Source organism: Mariniluteicoccus flavus, from assembly GCF_054776655.1.
In genome coordinates, this window is the sequence record NZ_BAAHBN010000004.1 from 275,129 (window position 1) to 289,597 (window position 14,469).

General features: G+C 70.1%; 18 protein-coding genes. 10 read left to right on the forward strand and 8 right to left on the reverse strand.

What is annotated here, in order from left to right; genetic code table 11:
- Positions 1-3: 3 nt before the first annotated feature.
- Genes ACYVAG_RS09390 through ACYVAG_RS09410 form a run of 5 tightly spaced genes read right to left on the reverse strand, consistent with a single transcriptional unit; the run spans position 4 to position 2,536 of the window.
- On the reverse strand, positions 4-171 hold the full coding sequence (locus ACYVAG_RS09390) for a DUF4276 family protein (protein WP_460769088.1): 168 nt from the start codon (positions 169-171) through the stop codon (positions 4-6).
- The gene (locus ACYVAG_RS09395; RefSeq protein WP_460769090.1) at positions 168-656 is read right to left on the reverse strand and encodes a DUF4276 family protein; all 489 of its coding nucleotides are present in this window, start codon (positions 654-656) and stop codon (positions 168-170) included. Before ACYVAG_RS09395 ends, ACYVAG_RS09390 begins: the two co-directional genes overlap by 4 nt.
- Positions 653-1,792, reverse strand: a complete 1,140-nt coding sequence (locus ACYVAG_RS09400) for an AAA family ATPase (RefSeq protein ID WP_460769092.1) — start codon at positions 1,790-1,792, stop codon at positions 653-655. The genes ACYVAG_RS09395 and ACYVAG_RS09400 overlap by 4 nt, the downstream gene beginning before the upstream one ends.
- 22 nt (positions 1,793-1,814) lie before the next feature.
- Positions 1,815-2,177, reverse strand: coding sequence for a DMT family transporter (locus ACYVAG_RS09405; RefSeq protein ID WP_460769094.1), 363 nt, complete (start codon positions 2,175-2,177; stop codon positions 1,815-1,817).
- Positions 2,178-2,215: 38 nt separating this feature from the next.
- Positions 2,216-2,536 carry a DMT family transporter gene (locus tag ACYVAG_RS09410; RefSeq protein ID WP_460769096.1) on the reverse strand — a complete coding sequence of 107 codons (321 nt, stop codon included), beginning with the start codon at positions 2,534-2,536 and terminating at the stop codon, positions 2,216-2,218.
- Positions 2,537-2,622: 86 nt separating this feature from the next.
- Between ACYVAG_RS09410 and ACYVAG_RS09415 the strand changes: the two genes are divergently transcribed.
- On the forward strand, positions 2,623-2,961 hold the full coding sequence (locus ACYVAG_RS09415) for a MerR family transcriptional regulator (RefSeq protein ID WP_460769098.1): 339 nt from the start codon (positions 2,623-2,625) through the stop codon (positions 2,959-2,961).
- 53 nt (positions 2,962-3,014) lie between these two features.
- On the opposite strand, the gene ACYVAG_RS09420 is transcribed toward ACYVAG_RS09415, so the two are convergent.
- A complete protein-coding gene (locus ACYVAG_RS09420) occupies positions 3,015-3,599 on the reverse strand; it encodes a DapH/DapD/GlmU-related protein (protein WP_460769100.1) in 585 nt (194 codons plus the stop codon).
- Between the two features lie 122 nt (positions 3,600-3,721).
- On the opposite strand from ACYVAG_RS09420, the gene ACYVAG_RS09425 reads away from it, so the two are divergent.
- The 4 genes from ACYVAG_RS09425 (at position 3,722) to ACYVAG_RS09440 (ending at position 5,188) form a co-directional block, all read left to right on the forward strand.
- Positions 3,722-4,063 carry an SH3 domain-containing protein gene (locus ACYVAG_RS09425; protein WP_460769102.1) on the forward strand — a complete coding sequence of 114 codons (342 nt, stop codon included), beginning with the start codon at positions 3,722-3,724 and terminating at the stop codon, positions 4,061-4,063.
- Between the two features lie 240 nt (positions 4,064-4,303).
- The gene (locus tag ACYVAG_RS09430; RefSeq protein WP_460769104.1) at positions 4,304-4,546 is read left to right on the forward strand and encodes a type II toxin-antitoxin system VapB family antitoxin; all 243 of its coding nucleotides are present in this window, start codon (positions 4,304-4,306) and stop codon (positions 4,544-4,546) included.
- Complete coding sequence (locus tag ACYVAG_RS09435) at positions 4,543-4,923, forward strand: type II toxin-antitoxin system VapC family toxin (RefSeq protein ID WP_460769106.1); 381 nt, start codon at positions 4,543-4,545, stop codon at positions 4,921-4,923. The genes ACYVAG_RS09430 and ACYVAG_RS09435 overlap by 4 nt, the downstream gene beginning before the upstream one ends.
- 13 nt (positions 4,924-4,936) lie before the next feature.
- Positions 4,937-5,188 (forward strand): DUF6582 domain-containing protein, encoded by a 252-nt coding sequence (locus tag ACYVAG_RS09440; RefSeq protein ID WP_460769108.1) that lies wholly within the window; start codon positions 4,937-4,939, stop codon positions 5,186-5,188.
- A 3-nt stretch (positions 5,189-5,191) separates the two neighbouring features.
- On the opposite strand, the gene ACYVAG_RS09445 is transcribed toward ACYVAG_RS09440, so the two are convergent.
- Positions 5,192-8,368 (reverse strand): DEAD/DEAH box helicase, encoded by a 3,177-nt coding sequence (locus ACYVAG_RS09445; protein ID WP_460769110.1) that lies wholly within the window; start codon positions 8,366-8,368, stop codon positions 5,192-5,194.
- Positions 8,369-8,437: 69 nt separating this feature from the next.
- Between ACYVAG_RS09445 and ACYVAG_RS09450 the strand changes: the two genes are divergently transcribed.
- From ACYVAG_RS09450 to ACYVAG_RS09470, 5 genes are all read left to right on the forward strand, one after another.
- Positions 8,438-8,935, forward strand: a complete 498-nt coding sequence (locus tag ACYVAG_RS09450) for a tetratricopeptide repeat protein (protein WP_460769111.1) — start codon at positions 8,438-8,440, stop codon at positions 8,933-8,935.
- Between the two features lie 23 nt (positions 8,936-8,958).
- Positions 8,959-10,521 (forward strand): molybdopterin-dependent oxidoreductase, encoded by a 1,563-nt coding sequence (locus tag ACYVAG_RS09455; RefSeq protein WP_460769113.1) that lies wholly within the window; start codon positions 8,959-8,961, stop codon positions 10,519-10,521.
- Positions 10,522-10,670: 149 nt separating this feature from the next.
- Positions 10,671-11,237, forward strand: a complete 567-nt coding sequence (locus ACYVAG_RS09460) for an alcohol dehydrogenase catalytic domain-containing protein (protein ID WP_460769115.1) — start codon at positions 10,671-10,673, stop codon at positions 11,235-11,237.
- 9 nt (positions 11,238-11,246) lie between these two features.
- A complete protein-coding gene (locus tag ACYVAG_RS09465) occupies positions 11,247-11,693 on the forward strand; it encodes a zinc-binding dehydrogenase (protein ID WP_460769117.1) in 447 nt (148 codons plus the stop codon).
- 101 nt (positions 11,694-11,794) lie between these two features.
- Positions 11,795-13,684: a M14 family zinc carboxypeptidase gene (locus tag ACYVAG_RS09470; RefSeq protein WP_460769118.1), complete on the forward strand. Its 1,890-nt coding sequence runs from the start codon at positions 11,795-11,797 to the stop codon at positions 13,682-13,684.
- Positions 13,685-13,697: 13 nt separating this feature from the next.
- Here the strand turns inward: ACYVAG_RS09470 and ACYVAG_RS09475 are convergent, their stop codons facing one another.
- Positions 13,698-14,273, reverse strand: coding sequence for a TetR/AcrR family transcriptional regulator (locus tag ACYVAG_RS09475; protein ID WP_460769120.1), 576 nt, complete (start codon positions 14,271-14,273; stop codon positions 13,698-13,700).
- Positions 14,274-14,469: the final 196 nt, after the last annotated feature.

Consider the following 14,469-nt stretch of genomic DNA (forward strand, 5'->3'; position numbering starts at 1 on the left):
AGTTCAGCCGCCCGATAACATCGCGAACCAGGTCTGGAAGCGCGGACACATCTCGAGGACATCGTCGAGGTCATGGCCGACGAGGATGTCAATACCGTCCTGCGCTTTGCGATACCCCCGGAGCACCTGTGCCACCCGCTTGGAGGGCGCGGACTCCGGACCGTCATTCACGGCTTCGGCGCTTCCGGCCTCCTGAATATGCGCGCGAACCTTTCGGGAGCTCGAGAGTCTCCCCACACGTCAGCCTGACGACTCGCGGCCGCTATGACGAGGGTCTCAAACTCGTGCACCATCACGAAGGGGGTGACCTTGGTCGACACCTCTCTTCGAATCCCCTGCTCACGCAGGTCGGCACAACTGGCGGCCCTGTGACCACCCTGCGGATGGCACTTCGCTGCCGGAGCGTCAGACGGATACGCATAAAAGTCGATCATGGTGGTGACCATGTCCCAATGTGACTCGGCGGACAGCCTCTGCAGCTTCTCCCGGTACCCCCTCCATGTGCCGCCACCGCGATGTGCACCGCCCGCGGTGCGCTTGGTATGAACGATGATCGGCGTGAGCCAGACTGCCTGCCCCAGATGGGGCGCAAGCACCCGGCTGATAAATGCTTCCTCTGTCTGGCCCTCCACGAGGATGGCCACGTGGCGGGTCACCGCCGCACCGCCGGCGACCCCGGGGGTTGCGGACGTCCGCCCAACAGGTTCATCTCCCACAACTCGCCGAGGGAGTAGTCCTCCAGCCACGCCCCCAGTTCGGCACTCTCCGGACGCCGAACCGTCGTCGCCCCCAGATCCCGCGCCACGATGGCCACCTCGTCGACACTGAACTGTCCCAGCAAGGTGACTGATTGGGTTGCTGCCACGATCCGGCGCCCCTGTGCGGCCTCGTGCAGGAGGTCTGCGAGTTGGTGGATCGCGAAGGGATGGAGCCCCAGTTCGGGTTCGTCGAGGACAATAGTGGCCGGGGCGTTCGGCTGCTGGAGGAGCGTGGCCAGGCAGATGAAGCGCAAGCTCCCCGAGCTCAGAGCCGATCCAGGGAACGTGACGTCCATACCCTTCTCGCGCCAGCGCAGTAACACGCTTTCCCCGTGGGGCTCCAGGACGAAATCGTCAAAGAATGGCGCGACAGCCCTGATAGACCGCACAACGCGCTGGTATCGCACTGGCTGTTGCGTACGCATGGACAGCAGGACCGCGGCAAGATTCCGTGCATCCCCGTGCAGAGTCACATCGTCAGCAAGCGCGGCGCGGCGCAGAGGCGGGGCATCGGCACTCGTGTCGTCGAAGTGGAACACCCGACAGTCTGAGAGCACGTCAAGCACGTACTGATTGGCCGGATGCTCCCCAGCCGCCGCCTTGAGGCGTGATTCCCGACCCAGACCGAGGGGTCGATCATAGGGGTGGGGATACTTGTCGAGTTGATGCATGAGCGTCGTCTCGTCAAGCAGGGCCGTGTCGTCGGAGGCCGACGTCAGCGCTACTCGATACCCATTGCGGATTGGTCCTGTAAACGTCTCCTGCGTCTCCCCCCAGACGTCCAGGATGATCGTGTCGGCATCCTCGCCACGCACCCCTCGGTGCAACTGCGCCGCCAACCCGCCGCCCCTCAGTATCTCCGCCTGGAGCGTCCCGTCTACGATCCGCCCGAGAATTTCGAGCGCGGCGATGAGGTTGCTCTTCCCCGACCCGTTTGCTCCCACCAGTAGGGTCACTTCGCTGGTCAGGGGGAGCTCGAGGTCGCGGATCGATCTGAATCCGCGCACTCGGAGCGAAGCGAGTGGGATGGTCATGGGCGTCATCGTAGTTCGTGTCCTACTCCGCCGACCGGTCCGCCAACTTCAGCCACACCACACCGCCGATGATCACCGCGAGCCACAGGCCCTTCGCCGGCGTCATCGTCTCCGCGAAGAACACCGGCCCCAGTGCGGCCGCGCCGACCGCGCCGATGCCGGCCCACACCGCATAGCCGATGCCGACATCGATGCCCTTCAGGGCCACACTCAGGCAATAGAGCGTCAACAGGAAGAACACGATCGCCACGAGCGACCAGGTGAGCACGGTAAAGCCGCGACTTCCGCCGACCGACAGGGCATAGCCGACCTCGAAGACTCCGGCGAGCAGCAGCACGGTCCACGAACGCGCGGCGGACGGGGCGGGCTGAACAGACGGGGACATCGAAGTTCCTTCCAAGACAGGGTTTTCCGGGCGCGTGCTCATGCGGAACCGCTCAACTGCAGGCCGACCACGCCGCCGATGACGAGCGCGATCCCGACGGCCTTGCGCCAGTCGATGCGCTGGCCGAACAGCAGCGCGCCCAGCACGACGATCCCGACGCCGGAGACCGACGTCCAGATCGCATAGCCCACGCCCACGTCGAACGTGAGCAGCGCCAGGCTGAGGAAATAGGTGCCGATGGCGCCGGACACCAGCGTGGCTGCGGTCCAGCCGCGGTGGGCGAAGCCCTGCGCCTTGCCGGCGGCGATGGCGACCGCGATCTCGAAGATCACGGCGATGCCGAGGAAGAGCCAACTCATGGTGATTCCTTTCAGCCGGCACCCCCCACGGGCGCGGCCCGACCATGGTGGAACTTCACACCGGTGTGAAGTGCAAGCATGGAGCCATGCGCATCGGTGAACTGGCGGAGGAGAGCGGCGTGAGCGCGCGATCGCTGCGCTACTACGAGGAACTGGGCCTGATCCGGGCAGCGCGCACGGCCGGCGGCTGGCGCGACTTCGACGAGGCGTCGGTCGAGCGCGTGATCATGATCCAGCACCTGCTGGCCGCGGGCCTGTGCGGCGTGACGATCGGGGAGCTACTCCCGTGCCTCGAGGCTCCGCCCGAGGAACGGACCGGTGTGATGGAACGCCTGCTGGCGCAGGAGGTCGAGCGGCTGGAGGCGAAGCGGCGCGACCTCGACCGCGAACTCGACACGCTGCGGGCGCTGCAGCGGGAGGCGTGAGGGATCCAGGCGCTCGCAGCCTCGCCTGACTGAACCACGATGCGCATGCGCCCTCACTCCTCGGGCACCCTCCCCACCTGCTTCGCCGGCACGCCGACCACGATCGTCCTCGCCGGAACGTCCTTCGTGACGACCGCCCCGGCCCCGACCACCGCACCGTCCCCGACCGTCACGCCCGGCATCACGGTGACATTGGCGCCGAACCAGACGCCCTTCCCGATCACGACCCGAGCGGGGTGCATGTCGGCCCGGCGACTGGGCGCCATCTCGTGGTTCAGCGTCGTGATCACGGCGTTGTGGCCGATCAGGCAGCCGTCGCCGATCTCGATGCCGCCCTGGTCCTGGAACCTGCAGCCGCTGTTGACGAAGACGTCCTCGCCGAACGTGATGTTCTTGCCGAAGTCGGCCGTGAACGGCGGGAACAGCCGAAAGGATTCGGGCACCTCGCGCCCGGTCAGCTCGCTCATCAACGCCCGCACCTCGTCGGGTGAGAGATAGCGACCGTTGAGGTCGGCGGTGATCCGGATCGACTCCTGGCTGGCCGCGTGCATGGCCTCGTGGTGGGGCGATCCACCGGGGATCGTCTCGCCTGCGTTCAGGGCATCGAGGAGGGCATCGAGCCCGGGAATGTCAGCCATGGAGCCACGATAGGCGTCCCGCTCTGATCTCAGACGCCGCCATCGATGCACAATCAGCGGGAACATCTGGCGCTCCGGTGCATCTGACCCTGTACAAGCACCCACAAACGAAGGAGAGAACGATGAAGTCGCACGCGAAGATCGCTCTGGCCGCCGCTGGTGCCATCGCCCTGACGGGCACTGCCGTGGGCACCGCCCAGGCGTCCGTCACCCCGGAGACCGGCGTCGTGGTCGGCACAGGCTCGGACGGGCTCAACGTCCGGTCCACCCCGGCCAGCACGAGCGCGACCGTGGACAACTATCCCGAAGGTGTCCGGATGTCCCTGGACTGCTCGAGCGAGGGCACTGACGTCCTGGGCGAGACCACCTGGTTCAAGCTGGTCCCGTTCGACGGCCAGGACCGATGGGTCTCCGCCAAGTTCGTGAAGATCCTCGACCGCGTCCCCGAGCCCTGCGCCCGCTGACGCAATGAACGACACTGCGGCCGATCTCGGAATCCCGAGGTCGGCCGCGGTTCTCTGTTCCGGATTCAAGGGTGCAGATCACCGGGCCTACTCACCCGACGATCGCCATCTGTGTCAGCCGCCCGTCCGCCGAACATGAGGATCGCCGGTCATACTCACCCAGCGATCTGCATGCGCGCCCGCCACGATGCGGAGTCCGACGGGCGAGGGGATGTTCTACCGTCAAGGTAGAATCGCTGCATGGCCACCATGAACATCAAGGATCCCCTGGTCCACGAGCTCGCCCATGAGCTCGCGACCCTGCGCGGCTCCAGCGCCACCGCTGCCGTCCGCGCGGCGCTCGAGGAGGCTCTCGACCACGAGCGCCACCGTCACATCGACCGTCCCTCGGCCCTCCGCGCGCTGCAGGACTCCGCCCGATCCACGAGCGACCAGTGGCTGACCGACGATGACCTCTACGACACCGACGGACTTCCACGATGATCATCGACACATCCGCAGCGGTGGCCATGCTCCGCGACGAGCCGGAGAGCGCGGACTTTCTCGCGGCCATCGAATCGAGCCCGGTGGTGCGGATGTCTGCCGCCTCCGTGCTCGAGTTGGCGATCGTCACCACCTCGAGCGGACCTGCGCTGGTCGATGACTTCCTCCATGCGATGGGCGTCCGGGTCGTCGCCGTGGACGCGGAGCACCTCAGGTGGGCCCGCCACGCCCATCACCACTTCGGACGCGGTTCGGGCTCACCCGCACGGCTGAACTTCGGAGACTGCCTGGCGTACGCGGCGGCTCGCGCCACCGAGGAACCCCTGCTGTACAAAGGAAATGACTTCATCCACACCGACGTGCGACGAGCACTCTGAACAGGAGATCACCGTGGCCGAGCTGTCCAACAAGAAGCGTGACGAGCTGAAGAAGTCCGACTTCGCCTACGTCGACTCCGACGGTGGGGAGCACCTGCCGATCCACGACGAATCCCACGTGCGCAACGCCGCCGCCCGCTTCAACCAGACGAAGTTCGAGTCGGCCGACGCGAAGAAGAAGGCCGCGAAGGCGATCGTCGCCGCGGCGAAGAAGCACGACATCGAACTGGCTGACGACGACGCGGTGGTCGAGGCCGCAGGCTGAGCCTCACCCCTCCGCCAGCAGTCTCCTGATCTCGTCGGGGTCGAGCATCGCCGTTCCCTCGCCACTGAGCAGGTTGTCGGCCAACGCCTTCTTGCCGTCCTGCAGCCGCACGACCTTCTCCTCGATCGTGTCGGCCGAGACGAGGCGATAGACGTTGACGGGCTTGGTCTGGCCGATGCGATGGGTGCGGTCGACCGCCTGGCTCTCGACCGCAGGGTTCCACCAGGGGTCGAGCAGGAAGACATAGTCGGCCTCGGTCAGGGTGATGCCGACGCCACCCGCCTTCAGGCTGATCAGGAAGACGTCGGATCCACCCGCGCGGAACCGGTCGATCACCTGGTCACGCCCCAGCGTCGAGCCGTCGAGGTAGTCGTGGGTCAACCCTGCGGCGGTCAGCTGTTCCCGCAGCACCGCGAGATGACTGGTGAACTGGCTGAAGACCAGCACGCGGTGGCCCTCCTCGCGCAGTTCGCCGAGTTGTTCGAGCAGATAGGACGCCTTCTCACTCGGCCGGTCGGGCTCGCCCAGGTTGCCGGCCAGCTTCCGCAGCCGCATCAGGCTCGCGAGGATCTCCACCTTGTTGCGCCCCTCGTCGTCGGCGAGGAGCCCCAGCACGACCTGACGCTCGCGGTCGAGCAGCTTGCGATAACGCAGCGCGTCATCGCGGCCCAGCTCGATCGCCACGACCTGCTCGATCTTCGGCGGCAGCTCGGTCGCCACCTGATCCTTCGTCCGCCGCAGGATGAACGGTGACAATCGCCGGCGCAGGGCCTGCAGCGCACCGCTGTCACGATCGGTCTCGATCGGCCGGCGGATCGTCTGGTTGAACTCCTTCAGCGGCGGGAGCGCGCCGGGCGCCACGAGTTCCATGAGCGACCACACGTCGACCAGCGAGTTCTCGACCGGCGTGCCGGTGACGGCCACGGTGAACGAGCGGTCCAGCCGACGGATGGCGCGATGGAGCCGCGTCGCGGGGTTCTTCACGGCCTGGGCCTCGTCGATCACGACGCCCGACCAGAGGTGGGCCGCGTACGCCTCGGCGTCGAGGCGCAGGAGGTGATGGGAGGTCACCACCACGTCGGGGTCGCCGGCCACCGGGTTGGCGTCGCCCAGCTTGGAGGTGATCATGTGCACCGTGAGGGAAGGCGCGAACGCCCGCGCCTGGTCGACCCACGTGCGCAGCACCGAGCGCGGCGCGACGATCAGCACCGGCGGCTCACCGTGGGCGCGACGGCGCGCGATCGCGCTCAGCACCTGGAGGGTCTTCCCGAGTCCCATGTCGTCGGCGAGGATGCCGCCCATGCCGGCGTCCCAGCGCGCGGTCAGCCACCGGAACCCCTCCAACTGATAGTCGCGCAGAATCGCCTGGATCGGCTCCGGCGCCTCCAGTTCGCGCCGGTCGGAGCCGGTGAGCGCGCCCACCCGCTCGGTCCACCCCGGCGCCTGCTGGCGCGATTCACCCAGCTCCTGCAGCCGCTCCCACAGGTCGAGCCGCTGGCGGGCCACGCGTACGCGTTCGTCGACCTCGAACGCCGCGGCCTCGCGCAGCAGGTCGCGCAGGCGATCCATCTCGTCGGTGCGCAGGTCGACGTAGCGCCCGTCGTCGAGCACGAGCAGGTCCTGGCCGGTGGCGAGGGATCGGATCAGCACGGCCATGGGCACCGGGGTGCCGTCGACGCTCAACTCGACGGCGAGGTCGAACCAGTCGCGGTCGTCGGTGTCGTCGACGTCCCAGACGATCTGGGTGTCGTCGGCCGGTGCATACGCCAGCGCGTCCCCGACGACCTCGAGCACGGTCTCGGGGTCGGCCTCGAGCAGCGGCGCGACCTCGAGCCCGAACACGCAGCTCTCGACCGGGTCGAGCACCCGCTCACCGGGGGCGATCCACCCGCCCAGCGCGGGGTGGTCGTCGAGCAGCCGAGCGCGGAGTTCCTCGCGCAGGGGGTCGCGGCCCGGCGCGGCATCGCCGAACGGGCGGCGTTCGCCGTCACGGTCCCACCACCAGGTGAGGGCCGCACCCTCGGCGCCCCGGCCGGCATAGACCGCCACCAGCACCACCGGGCCGCTCTCGTCGGCGGTCTGGACGACGATCCGCGTCCGCTCCCGCAGGCCCGGCAGGAAGTCGCGCACGAAGACGTCGGCCTCGCTGTCGGGAATCTCGAGGGGGCCGTCCTCCACCAGCCGCGCCGCGACCGGGTCGCAGTCGACCGGCGCGAGGACGAGCCCGCCCTCGACCTGGGCCAGGACCGAGTGAGGGGGTTGGCCGAAGAACGCATAGTCGTCGGGTTGCCAGGGGGCGACGACCTCCGGGCGGAGCTCCAGACCGCCGTCGCGCACCAACGTGGGGACGATCGCGAGGCCTGCGTCGGGACGGATCGAGACCACACCCATGCGGCCCCGTTCGTCCTCGGTGTCGACGACGACGCCGGCCTCGCCGGCCGCCCGGATCAGGTCCCACAGGCGCGGGTTCAGCGCGTCGATGGGCACCCGGTCATACAACGGGAGCCGGGGCAGATGGGACAGGACGAGGTTCACCTGATCGGGATCGAACCGGGTGCCGCGATGACCGGACATGACATCGCGCCACGCGACCGTCTTGTTCCAGCCACCCTTCTTGGTGCGCAGGCCGGGGCGGAGCACCACGCTCGCACCCATCGCGTGCACGTGGACCGAGAAGACCAGCCCGAGCGGGGCGATGTGGTCGTTGCCGGTGGTCATGAGGCTGTCCATCGCAGGGCGCCAGTCGCGCGCGGACTGCTCGGTGAGGATCGCCCGCAGCGCGGCGGCCCCGTGGGCACAATCGGGCTGGTCGCACGAGCACCGGACGGTGCCGCCGTAGCCCGGATGGTCGAACCACACGGTCACCCCTTCGACGGGGAATCGCACGGTCGCGTGCATCTCCCGCGGCCAGGACAGGAGGGGCCGCGACAATCCGGCCAGGGTCTCGTCGGCGCGTCCCCACTCCGGAAGCCGCAGGGACAGGTTGTGGGCCGGGATGAACCAGCCGGGCGGCAGATCGGTGCGGCGATCAGCTTCGGCATAGAGGGCGTTGATCTCCTTGATCCTGTTCAGTCGCTCCAGTTGCTGTTGGCGCAACTGTTCTTCCACGCGCGCGACCTCGTCGGGGCGATAGGAGAAGTCGTCGGGGGAGCCGGAAAAGAAGGGGTGGGAACCGGTCATGCGCCAAGGCTGCCAGAGGCCTCCGACAATTCTGTGGCGGTCACTTCGAGCCCTCGGAATACTGGGCCCATGACCGCCCCCGATCCCGACTGGGAGTCCCGCGTCGCCGACTTCTGGGCCACCGCCGACTTCGACGACCGCGAGGGCGCCGTCGCCCGCATGCGCGACCTCGCCGCCGAGCGCGGCCCCCACGACGCCGACGCGCGGTTCGAGCTGGGCGGCGCGTACGACTCCGCAGGGTTCGAGACCGATGCCCAGACCGAGTACGCGGCCGCGCGCGCCCTCGGCCTGACCGGCGCCCGCCTGGCCCAGCTGAACATCCAGCAGGGCTCGACCCTGCGCAACCTCGGCCGCCTCGACGAGGCCATCGCGATGCTCGAGGCGACCGAGCCCGACCCCTCGATCGGCGACGCCCGTGCCGTCTTCCTCGCCCTCGCGCTGCGTGACGCAGGTCGCCCCGACGAGGCCCTCCGCCTCTGCATCGAGGCGCTCGTCCCCCACCTCCCCCGCTACCAGCACTCGGTCGCCGCGTACGCCCGCGCCCTCACCGAACCCGACACCGAATAGGGGCCCCCGCGTACCGTTTCCCCATGGACGCCCCGCGCCGGACCACAACCCCCACAGCCACTCCGGCGCGCCTCGGCCTCGCCGCCGGCGCAGTGACGATCGGCGTCTCCGAGCTCCTCGCAGGCGCCCTGCTCCGCATGGGCTGGGCCAGCGGCACCCCCTCGCCGCTCGACGCCCTCGGCGGCGCGTTCGTCGACCGCACGCCGCCGTGGCTGAAGGACTCCGCGATCGGCCTGTTCGGCACGTGGGACAAGGTCGCCCTGTTCGTCGGAATCGCTGTGGTGCTGGCGATCCTGAGCAGCGCGATAGGCCTCCTGGCCGCCCGATCGCGTCTCGTCGGGATCGCCGCTGTCGCCCTGTTCGTCGCCATCGCGATCGCCGCCGTGCTGTCCCGACCCCACGCCGCACCCATCGACGCCGGGGCGGTCCTGCTCGGCGGCGCGGCCGGCGCGCGCCTGCTGTGGCGCTGGTTCGGGCCGGCCCCCGAACACGCCACACCGACCACGCCCGCGGCCATGTCCATGACCCATCACATGTCGCGCCGCGCCCTGACCGGCTTCGCGGTCGGCGCGGTGGTCGCCACCGCGGTCGGCCGCGCGTCGGCCGGCGGCGCCCGCGCCGTCGAACTGGCCCGCGCCGCGTTCCGCCGACCGAAGGTCGCCGCGCCGGTCACCGTCCCCGCCGGCGCGGAGGTCGGCGTACGCGGGGTGACGCCGTTCATCGTGCCGAACGCGCAGTTCTATCGCATCGACACCGCCCTGTCCGTGCCGCAGGTCGACCCCGCCGAGTGGTCGCTCAAGGTCACCGGCATGGTCGACCGCGAGGTCACGATCGACTGGGAAACCCTGATGAGCAAGCCGATGCAGGAGGCCATGGTCACCCTCATGTGCGTCTCCAACGAGGTCGGCGGCAAGCTCAACGGCAACGCGGTCTGGACCGGTTGGCCGGTGCGCGAACTGCTGCGCGAGGCCGGCGTACGCCCGGGCGCCGACATGGTCCTGTCGCGCAGCATCGACGGTTTCACCGCCGGCACCCCACTGGAGGCGATGACCGACGACCGCAACTCCCTGATCGTCGTGGCCCAGAACGGCGAGCCGCTGCTCCCCGAGCACGGCTTCCCCGTGCGCCTGGTCGTGCCCGGCCTCTATGGCTATGTCAGCGCCACCAAGTGGGTCACCGAACTCAAGGTGACGCGGTTCGCCGACGACGAGGGCTATTGGACCCCGCGCGGCTGGTCGGCGCTCGGCCCGGTGAAGACCAACTCCCGCATCGACGTCCCGCGCCGAGGCGACGGCGTGCCCGCCGGCACCGTGGCCGTCGCCGGTGTCGCCTGGGCCCAGCACCGCGGCGTGACCGGCGTACAGGTGAAGATCGACGACGGCCCGTGGCAGGACGCCCGGCTCGGCGCCGAGGCCAACGTCGACACGTGGCGCCAGTGGGCGTACGCGTGGGACGCGACCCCGGGGTGCCACCAGATCACGGTGCGCGCGATCGACGCGACCGGTGAGCCGGAGACAGAGGCCATCGCGGCGCCGGCGCCCGACGGCGCGAGCGGCCACCACGCGATCACGGTGACGGTGGCCTGACCGCCCTCCCCTGACCGCCCCCCTGACCGCCCTCCCCTGACCCCCCTCCTGACCGCATGGTCCGCCCACCTCGGGGGCGAGTAGCGTGGATTCCTTGGGGAACGACCAACCCCGCAGCACCACAGCGAGAACCATCCTGAGGAGGAACCATGCGCACCACCGTCATGTACGCCCCCGGAGACGTCCGCGTCGAGGACCGTCCCGACCCGAAGATCGAGCAGCCCACCGACGCGATCGTCCGCGTCGTGCGTGCCTGCGTCTGCGGGTCCGACCTGCACCCCTATCACTCGATGGAGAAGTCCGACGAGGGCGCGACGATGGGCCACGAGTTCATCGGCGTCGTCGAGGAGACCGGCTCCGACGTCGCCAAGGTGGCCGAGGGCGACTTCGTCATCGGCCCCTTCGCCTTCTCCGACAACACCTGCTCCATCTGTCGCGACGGCTTCCAGACCGCGTGCCCCCACGGCGGCTTCTTCAGCGCCGCCCAGGCCGAGGCGCTCCGCGTGCCGCAGGCCGACGGCACCCTGGTGAAGACCGCACAGACCGACGACGAGGACACCCTCAAGTCGCTCCTCACGCTGTCCGACGTCTTCCTCACCGGCCATCACGCCGCCTTCATGGGCCGCGTCGAGACCGGAAAGTCCGTCGCCGTGATCGGCGACGGCGCCGTCGGCCTCTCGGCCGTCCTGGCCGCCAAGCGCCTCGGCGCCGAGTAGATCATCCTCATGGGGCGCCACACCTCCCGCACCGACCTCGGCCGCGAGTTCGGCGCCACCGACGTGGTCGCCGAGCGCGGCGACGAGGGCATCGCCAAGGTCAAGGACCTCACCGGCGGCGAGGGCGTCCACGTCGTGCTCGAGGCGGTGGGCCACATGCCCGCGTACGAGCAGTCGATCGGCGTCGTCCGCTCCGGCGGGGTGATCAGCCGCGTGGGCGTCCCGCAGTACGAGGACGCGCCTGTGGGCTTCGCCAGCCTGTTCGGCCGCAACATCACGCTGACCGGCGGGCCGGCGCCCGTGCGGGCTTACCTCGAGGAGTTCATCCCCGAGGTGCTCGACGGCCGGCTGAACCCCGGCAAGGTGTTCGACCGGGTCATGGCCCTCGACGAGGCGCCGGAGGCCTACAGGCTCATGGACGAGCGCAAGGCGCTCAAGGTGATGCTCAAGCCCTGAGCGGGCGTCCAACTGGCGAAATCCCCGGCCCGGGCCCGACCCGCGGTCGGGGATCGCTGCCAGCATGAGCCGGGTCACACCCCTCGACCCAAGGTGATCCCGTGAAGCGTTCCGCGCTGCTCCTCTCCACCGCCCTGTGCACCGCGCTCGCGGTGACCCAGGCCCCGCTCGCCCACGCCGAGCCGGAGGGCGTGACCTACGGTGTGCCGACCCGCGGCCTGACCTCGGAGTCCCAGCTGGACAAGGAGATGCAGCGCCTGGGCAGGAAGGGCGTCGAGACCAGCGTCGTCGGCCGCTCCAACGAGGGCCGCCCCCTCTGGCTCGCCACTGTCGGCCACGGCCCTCGGACGATCCTGATCACCGCGCAGCAGCACGGGAACGAGCCCCACGGCAGCGAGGCCGCGCTCGACCTCCTGCGCACGCTGTCCACCGGCAACTCGCCGGCCCAGCGCCGGCTGCGTGACGCGGTGACCGTCCACGTCATGCCGCGCGTCAACCCCGACGGCGCGGCCCACAACTGGCGCCAGAACTTCGACCCCGAGTGCGCGGAGGCGGTCCGCGACTGCACCCCCGGCCGCGGCATCGACCCGAACCGCTGGCACGACCCCAGCGTCCCGGACGCCGCCGTGCCGGCGCCCGAGACCCGCGCCGTACGCGAGGTCCACCGCCGCGTCCGGCCCGACCTCATGCTCGACGTGCACGGCCAGCTCAGTTATGTCACCGACGGCCTCGAGCAGATCACCGCCAGCGTCGCGTGGCCCAACCTGCGACCCGACGACCTCACGCCCGAGCGCCGGGCCGCCACCGACACCGCCAAGCGCGCGTCGGCACTGATCGCCGATGCCATCCACGCCGAGCGCGGCGTCGTGACCCAGTTCCCGCTCGGCGACGGCGGCCTGCTCACCGCCCGCAACGCGTACGCCTGGCTCGGCACGCCCACCGTCCTCATCGAGCAGCGCTCCGACTCCGGCCAGCGCGACCTGCGGACGCTCGTCAAGGAGGCGCACGCCGCGATGCTGGCCGTCGTCACCGGGGCGGCCGACGGATCGCTGGACGACATCGACCCGGCCCGCGCCGACGCCCTGCCCGAGCGCGGGCTGGCGGTCGGACCCGAGAAGCCCCACCTGCCGCAGGCGTGCGCCTCCACGGAACCCGCCGGCCCGGGGCGCATCGAGGTCCGCACCCAGTCGGTGCTGGAGCTGGTCACCGCCCACGAGACCCGCGTCCGCGCGAAGGACAGCGGGTTCGCCCAGCCGACCCGCGAGCAGGCCTGCGCGTTCGGGGACGCGTACGCCGCCCTGCAGCGCGGCGAGGTCGAGCGAGCCGCAGGACAGGTGGCCGCGTACGGCTATGGCGTCGTCCGCCTGCACGACCCCGTCACCTCGCGCGACCACCTGGCGCTGGTCGAGGATGCGGGCGGCACCAGCGAGTATGCGCGGGGCTGGGGCCTGTTCGTCCACTCCCCCGCCGGGACGAGCACCGCGACGGTGGCGGCGACCTATCCGAAGTCGGCGACGTTCTCGGCCCGCGCGGCGGCCCAGTTCTTCGACCGCGCCGACGCCCAGGGCCTGCTGGTGTCGGGCTCCCACCGCGAGGCGACGCGCGCCGACGCCGACAGCTATGAGCCCGCCAACCCGACGGTCGCGAGCGAGAGCGCGCTGCGCCGCGTGTCGATCGCCGCGGTCGACCCGGGCGAGGTCGCGCTGCAGATCCTCGGCACGAGCGAGGCGAGGTCGTCGCTGACCTCGGGGACCGTGCCGCCGTCCGACCTCGCGCGCCGCGTCGACGACCGGCTGGACGCGAGCGGCCTGCCCACCTGCCTGTACGCCGAGGACGCCTGCACCGACCTCGGCTCGACCGGCAGCCTGCTCGTGCAGGACGCTCGGGCGGAGGGGGCGCAGGCCCTGGTGGTCCTGCCGACCTATGACATCCGGCGACTGAAGGTGAACCGCGAGAGGCTGGCGGAGGCGCTGGTCGGCGCGCTGGGCTGAGGCGTACGCAAGGTCAGGCGGCCTGCAGCAGTCGTGCGCTGGCGCGGGCGGCCGTGGTGAACGCGGCCGGATCGTCGGTCACGGTGGCGCACACCTGCGCGCCCTCATAGAGCTGGTGGATCGCCTCTCCGGCCTCGGCCGAGCCAGCCGCCTCGACGAACAGGGCGCGCATCCACGCCTTCTCCGCGCGGATCACCGCTACCGCCGCGCTGTCGCCACCACCCAACTCCGCCCAGGCGTTGACGAAGGCACAGCCGCGGCGCTGCTCGCGCGTCCAGTCGGCCGCGATCTCCATGAGGCCAGCGATGGCGGCGGCATGGGACTCGGGGGCTCGCCGGTCCAGCTCGGCCAGGAGGTGGGCCTGCCAGCGGTGCGCCCGCCGACCCAGGTAGGCCGCCACGAGCCCGTCCTTCGACCCGAACCGCTGATAGAGCGTCCGCTTGGTGGTGTCGGCCTGTTGGCAGACGAGGTCCAGGCCGGTCGCGGTGATGCCACCGGCATAGAACAGCTCCTCGGCGGCGTCGAGGATGCGTACGCCCACCGCGGTCGTCATGGGGGCCTCGACGGGGACGAAGCGATCGAATCTCACGGCTCTCCTAGATCGTGGGGTGAAGTCCACTGACAGTATACCGACCAGTATATGTACCTCGATCCATGACTTCAGCAGCGGCCGCGACGATCTATTGGGCCCTCGTGCTGTGCGGCGCCGTGGTGTACGCGGTGGTCGCGTGGCCGCGTACGCGGGCGCATGACCGTGGAGACGGTGACATGCGGGACAGTGGCCC

Bases quoted from the DNA above. Each gene is read 5' to 3' on its own strand.
- ACYVAG_RS09400 (WP_460769092.1), bottom strand. From the start codon at position 1,792: ATGACCATCCCACTCGCTTCGCTCCGAGTGCGCGGATTCAGATCGATC.
- ACYVAG_RS09405 (WP_460769094.1), bottom strand. From the start codon at position 2,177: ATGTCCCCGTCTGTTCAGCCCGCCCCGTCCGCCGCGCGTTCGTGGACC.
- ACYVAG_RS09410 (WP_460769096.1), bottom strand. From the start codon at position 2,536: ATGAGTTGGCTCTTCCTCGGCATCGCCGTGATCTTCGAGATCGCGGTC.
- ACYVAG_RS09415 (WP_460769098.1), top strand. From the start codon at position 2,623: ATGCGCATCGGTGAACTGGCGGAGGAGAGCGGCGTGAGCGCGCGATCG.
- ACYVAG_RS09420 (WP_460769100.1), bottom strand. From the start codon at position 3,599: ATGGCTGACATTCCCGGGCTCGATGCCCTCCTCGATGCCCTGAACGCA.
- ACYVAG_RS09425 (WP_460769102.1), top strand. From the start codon at position 3,722: ATGAAGTCGCACGCGAAGATCGCTCTGGCCGCCGCTGGTGCCATCGCC.
- ACYVAG_RS09430 (WP_460769104.1), top strand. From the start codon at position 4,304: ATGGCCACCATGAACATCAAGGATCCCCTGGTCCACGAGCTCGCCCAT.
- ACYVAG_RS09435 (WP_460769106.1), top strand. From the start codon at position 4,543: ATGATCATCGACACATCCGCAGCGGTGGCCATGCTCCGCGACGAGCCG.
- ACYVAG_RS09445 (WP_460769110.1), bottom strand. From the start codon at position 8,368: ATGACCGGTTCCCACCCCTTCTTTTCCGGCTCCCCCGACGACTTCTCC.
- ACYVAG_RS09450 (WP_460769111.1), top strand. From the start codon at position 8,438: ATGACCGCCCCCGATCCCGACTGGGAGTCCCGCGTCGCCGACTTCTGG.
- ACYVAG_RS09455 (WP_460769113.1), top strand. From the start codon at position 8,959: ATGGACGCCCCGCGCCGGACCACAACCCCCACAGCCACTCCGGCGCGC.
- ACYVAG_RS09460 (WP_460769115.1), top strand. From the start codon at position 10,671: ATGCGCACCACCGTCATGTACGCCCCCGGAGACGTCCGCGTCGAGGAC.
- ACYVAG_RS09465 (WP_460769117.1), top strand. From the start codon at position 11,247: ATGGGGCGCCACACCTCCCGCACCGACCTCGGCCGCGAGTTCGGCGCC.